The following is a 5,521-nucleotide window of genomic DNA, read 5'->3' on the forward strand; positions in this document are numbered from 1 at the left end:
CCCGCGCTCTATCCACAGGACGAGCGCCAGGAGGATGTCACGCATCCACCCTAGCTCTGGATTGGGAAGGATGGCCAGCGCTTTTGCACAGGCGCAGCAGGGCACAGTCTCAGTACCCTGGTTGATTGAGTCAATGCAGAGGTGGGATCCCTCTGTTGGGATAGCCGTTAGGGAGGCAGGTTCACGATGCAACTGCGAACAGCTCTGCCGCTGTTGTGCCTTTCTCTCTTGGTAGCTGCTTGCCGGCCCGGCGGGCCACCTCGCAGCATGGGGGGTGAAGGGGGCGGAGAAGGCCAACCCACACCAGTGGCCGTCGGCAGGGTAGAGGAACAGCAAATCGAAGAGACTTCAGAGTTCATGGCCAGCCTCGGATCCCAGCAGGTGGCCAGTATCCGCCCTCAGGTCAGTGGACAGGTGACCCAGGTGTTCGTGCAGCTGGGATCCCAGGTGGCTGCCGGAGCCCCTCTGTTTGAGATCGACAGCCGTCAGCAACAGGCGGCGGTGGCCGGCCAAACGGCGGGGATTGCCGCGGCCCAAGCCAACCTGGAGAGCAGCCGTGCTCTGCTCAGCCAGTTGCGGGCGGATCGGCTGCGGCTGGAGGCAGCGGCGGAGTTTGCCCGGGAGCAGCACGAGCGCAACCTGCGCCTCTTGGCCGAGGGGGCCATCAGCCAGGCGCAAGCGGATCAATCCAGCCGCGACCTGCGCCAGGCGGAGGCGGCTTTGGCGGCGCAACAGGAGCAGATCCGCGCTCAGGAGGCCGCGATCTTGCGGGCAGAGCGGGAGGTGCAGCGAGCCCAGGCCGAGGCGGAGCGGCAGCAGGTGCAATTGCAGTTTTTCCAGGTTACGGCTCCCTTTGCGGGCATTGTGGGGGATGTTTTGGTGAGGCAGGGAGACTACGTAACACCGCAAACGGTTTTGACTACCCTGACCCAAAACCAGGCACTGGAGATCAACCTCAATATCCCCCTGCAGCGGGCCCCGCAACTGCGCATCGGCACCCCAGTGCAGCTCCTGGACAGCCGCGGCGAGGTGATCGGCAGCAGCCAAATCTCTTTCATTGCTCCCGAAGCCAACGCCGCCACGCAATCGGTGCTGGCCAAGGCTCTTCTGGAGAACCCTGCCGGCCAGTTGCGCTCGGCCCAGTTTGTGCGGACTCGGGTCATCTGGGAGGAGCGGCCGGCCTTGCTGGTGCCGGTGACGGCGGTGGCCCGCTTGGGGGCGCAAACCTTTGTCTACACGGTGCAGACAACGGAGCCGCCAGCAGAGGGCATGCCCCCGGGGGCGGTGGCGGTGCAAAGGCCGGTGCAGCTGGGATCCATCTACGGAAACAGCTATGAGGTGCTGGAGGGTTTGGAGGCCAATGAGCCAATTGTGCTGAGCGGCCTGCAGAAAATCCGCGATGGCGCCCCGATTGTCGATGAGGTGCTTTTTCAGCAGAGGATGCAGCCACAAGGGGGAGGGAGACCTCCTGGATCCCCGCCCTAGGTCCTCTCTCTCCGGCGGTTTCCCAACTCAGCTATCCCCTTTCACTCCTCACTGCGCTGGACTATGTTTGTTGACTTTTTCATTCGCCGCCCTGTTTTTGCCAGCGTCTGCTCCATCCTGATCGTGCTGGTGGGGGCGGTGAGCATTCCCCTACTGCCGGTGGACTACTACCCACAGGTGGCGCCGCCAGCGGTGAGGGTGACTGCTGTTTATCCTGGGGCCAACGCCGAGACGGTGGAGACGGCGGTAACCAACGTGCTGGAGCAGGAGATCAACGGCGTCGAGGGCATACGCTACCTCTCTTCGGTGAGCAGCAGCAACGGCACCAGCCAGATCACCGTTACCTTCAGCCCGGATCGGGATCTGGACACGGCGGCTGTGGATGTGCAGAACCGGGTGGCGCGGGCCCAGGGCCGGCTGCCGGCGGAGGTGATCCAAAACGGCATCAGCGTGGAAAAGGCCGGCGACAGCGCCTTTGTGCTGGTGTTGGCGCTGCGCTCAGAGGCGGGGGAATACGACGAGCTGTTTTTGAGCAACTACGCGGAGCTGTTTGTGCGGGATGCTTTGCGGCGCATCCGCGGCGTCAGCGATGTCATCATTTTCGGGGAGCGCACCTATGCCATGCGCATCTGGCTGGATCCGACGCGGCTGGCCAGCTATGGTCTGACAGCTCTGGATGTGGTAAACGCAGTGCGCCAGCAGAATATCCAGGTGCCCGCCGGCCAAATTGGCGGCCAGCCCAGCCCGCCGGATCAGGAGTTTCAGATCAGCGTCCAGGCAACGGGGCGGCTGTCACAGCCGGAGGAGTTCGCCCAGATTGTCCTCAGGGCCAACCCCGATGGCAGTTTGGTACGCATTGCCGATGTGGGTCGGGTGGAGCTGGGAGCGCAAAGCTATGATACGTTCTTCCGCATCGGGGGGCAGGAGGCGGTGGGGATCGCCATCACCCAACAACCGGATGCCAACGCCCTGGAGGTGTCGCGGCAGGTGCGGCAGACGTTGGCGCAGCTGGCGGAGAGTTTTCCGCCCGGCTTGATCTACGAGATCCCTTTCGACGCCACCCTGTTCATTACCGAGTCGGTGCAGGAGGTGATTTTTACCCTGCTGCAGGCTATTGCCCTGGTGGTGCTGGTACTGTTCATCTTTTTGCAAGATTGGCGCGTCACCCTCATTCCCACCGTTACAATTCCGGTGGCGCTGCTGGGGACCTTCGCCTTTGTGCGCCTGTTTGGCTTTTCCATCAACACTTTGACTCTGTTCGGCCTCACCCTGGCCACTGGCTTGGTGGTGGACGACACCATTGTGGTGGTGGAGAATATCTCCCGCTACATCCGCGACCGCGGCATGCGGCCTCTGCAGGGGGCCTCGGCGGGGATGAACGAGGTGTTGGGGGCAGTGATCGCCACGACGCTGGTGCTGCTGGGGCTATTTGTGCCTGTTGCTTTCTTTCCTGGCACCAGCGGTCGCATCTACCAGCAGTTTGCCGTCACCATTGCCGTGTCGGTTTCGCTGTCCACGTTTAATGCCATTACCTTGGCTCCGGCTTTGTCGGCGCTGCTAATTCGCCCCCGCTCAGAGCAGATGTTTTGGCTGCTGCGCTGGTTTGACCGCGCCGTGGAAGGGATCCGAGCGGCCTACTGCCGCCTGCTGGAGCTGGTGGTGAAGCTGCGGCTGTTGGTGGTGACGGGGTTTATTGCCTGTTTGGGCCTCACCTACTGGCTGTTCCAAATTGTGCCGACGGGGTTTGTGCCGGATGAGGATCAGGGCTTTTTCATCACCATTGTCCAGGGGCCGCCGGGGGTTTCCCTCAACTATACCGACAGGGTGATCCGGCAGGCCGCCGCTATTTTGGAGGGGATCCCTGAGATCGAAAATCGGGTGATCGTGGGGGGGTTCAGCTTTACCGGGCCCTCGCCGGGGAATGGGCTGATCTTTGCCACCCTCAAGCCCTGGGAAGAGCGGCGGCAACCGGAGCAATCGGCGCAAGCGATTGTCAACCGGCTATTTGGGCCTTTTTTGGGCGGGATCAGCCGCGCATTGGTGATCCCGATCCTGCCGCCGGCCATTCCCAATTTGGGGGTTGCGGGCGGGTTTACTTTCCAGCTTCAGGATCGGGGGGTGAACGATTTCAACCTCTTGGAGCAGACGGCCAACACCCTGTTTTTTGTGGGCAACTCGCCGCCCCCGCCGGGCCAACCCCCCTTGGGCTTGCGGATTAACCCGCCCACCTTCAACGCCAATTCGCCGCAGCTAGAAGTACAGGTGGATCGGGAGATGGCCCAGTTGTTGGGGATCCCTCTGTTGGATGTCTTCGGCACGCTGCAGACGCTGCTGGGGGGCACCTACGTCAATGATTTCGACCTGTTCAACCGCAACTACCGGGTCTATGTGCAGGCGGATCAAGCATTCCGAGGTAACCCGGAAAGCATCGGCCAGTTCTACGTGCGGGGTGGGCAGGGGCAGCTCTTGCCGTTGAGCACCCTGGTTCAGGTGGAGGAGACCACCAGCCCGGCCATCATCAACCACTTCAACCTCTTCCGCTCGGTGGAAATTCAGGGCAGCGCCCTGCCGGGCTTTAGCTCAGGGCAAGCGATTCGGGCTATGGAAACTCTAGCCGCCCAGTTGTTGCCGCAGGGGTTTGGCTTCGAGTGGTCGGGCCTGTCGCTGGAAGAAATCGAGTCGGGAGGACAGGTGCCGCTGATCTTTGCTTTGGGCTCGGTGTTCGTCTTCCTGGTGCTGGCGGCGCAATTTGAGAGCTATGTGGATCCCTTGATCATTTTGTTGGCGGTGCCGCTGGCGGTTCTTGGGGCTCTTTTGGCGCAACTGCTGCGGGGCTTGACCAACGACGTCTTCTGCCAAGTCGGGTTGGTGATGTTGATCGGGCTGGCCAGCAAAAACTCCATCTTGATTGTGGAGTTTGCCAACCAGTTGGTTGCCCAAGGGATCCCACTGCTCAAAGCTGCCACCCAAGCAGCCGAGACGCGCTTCCGCGCCATTCTGATGACCGCCCTGAGCACTATCCTGGGCATTTTCCCGCTGGCAGTGGCCAGCGGGGCCGGGGCCGCCAGCCGTCAGTCTCTGGGCACGGCGGTGATCGGCGGCATGTTCGTCTCGACAATGCTCAGTTTGCTGGTGGTGCCGGTGCTCTATGTCGTGATCAAGGGGATCCAGGTGCGAATTTTGGGGGGATCCCCTTCGCCTGTGGATCTGGCGCATCTGCCCCCACCGGAGGATCCCAAGGATCTGCTGCCTGGTGGCGACAGCGTTGGGTAGGTAGCCAGGGGAATCTGCTTGATGCTTGTCTTTTGGCGGAAAAGTTCCGTTGCCTTGCTTCCTAGCTCTCCCTTCGGGAGAGATTGGGGGTGGTCGCGGAAGCGGCGCAGGGCGTTTGGGCGGCACCGCGGAGCAGTTGAGAAGTGTCTTAGTCTAACTTGAAATGACTGTACACCTTGGTTCCGTACTGCAAAGGACTTCCAGCGCTTTTGCACAGGTTTGGGGAGGCTCTCGTTCATCGCTTTCTCATCCACCGCAGGCCCTGTCTTCGAGCAGTTCGGACTCGGCTTCGCTGGGCATTTTTTCCCAGAACTGAGCCAGGTGTTGCAGGCCCACAAAGCCCAACTGCCAGAGGATCAAGGCTAGAGGGCCGTGCTGCTGCCGCTGGATCTTCAGGGCCAAAGCCAGTTGTTTGGGCTTGAGGAGCTGCTGCTGGGCAGCAAACTGGCAGAACTGTCGATCCCATTGGCTAAGGGCTTGTAAATCCGACAGGGTCGGTTCCATAGGTTTGGCCGGGCAGGAAAGGATTGAATGTCGAGGATCGGGATCCTCGTACTGATTCTGGGGATCTTCTTGCGGATCCCTTGCAACAGGTTTCTTCCAGGGTATGTGACCACCCAGGCCCTCCCAAGGCCGGTTAGGGCAGAGAGGACTGAGCTTTGTCGCAAAGCTGGCTTATAGATCCTGGCAGGACGGTCTATCCCCAGGGGTCGTCGTCGAAGGGACTATCTGACCAATAGCCACTCTGCTGGGATGGGGGGGG

At 61.5% G+C, this 5,521-nt stretch carries 4 protein-coding genes; 2 read left to right on the forward strand and 2 right to left on the reverse strand.

Features of this window, described 5'->3' with window-relative positions; genetic code table 11:
* The coding region (locus tag NW818_RS11600; RefSeq protein WP_414424635.1) for a hypothetical protein at positions 1-192 on the reverse strand (192 nt) is incomplete at its 3' end.
* Between NW818_RS11600 and NW818_RS11605 the strand changes: the two genes are divergently transcribed.
* Positions 187-1,485, forward strand: a complete 1,299-nt coding sequence (locus NW818_RS11605) for an efflux RND transporter periplasmic adaptor subunit (RefSeq protein WP_414424636.1) — start codon at positions 187-189, stop codon at positions 1,483-1,485. The genes NW818_RS11600 and NW818_RS11605 overlap by 6 nt on opposite strands.
* A 63-nt stretch (positions 1,486-1,548) precedes the next feature.
* Entirely contained in the window at positions 1,549-4,758 is a 3,210-nt protein-coding gene (locus NW818_RS11610; RefSeq protein WP_414424637.1) for an efflux RND transporter permease subunit, read from the forward strand.
* A gap of 246 nt (positions 4,759-5,004) precedes the next feature.
* Here NW818_RS11610 and NW818_RS11615 read toward each other — a convergent pair whose 3' ends face one another.
* Positions 5,005-5,262, reverse strand: a complete 258-nt coding sequence (locus NW818_RS11615) for a DUF2949 domain-containing protein (protein ID WP_414424638.1) — start codon at positions 5,260-5,262, stop codon at positions 5,005-5,007.
* Positions 5,263-5,521 lie beyond the last annotated feature (259 nt).

The organism is Synechococcus sp. R6-5, assembly GCF_047461775.1.
Classification (GTDB): domain Bacteria; phylum Cyanobacteriota; class Cyanobacteriia; order Thermostichales; family Thermostichaceae; genus Thermostichus.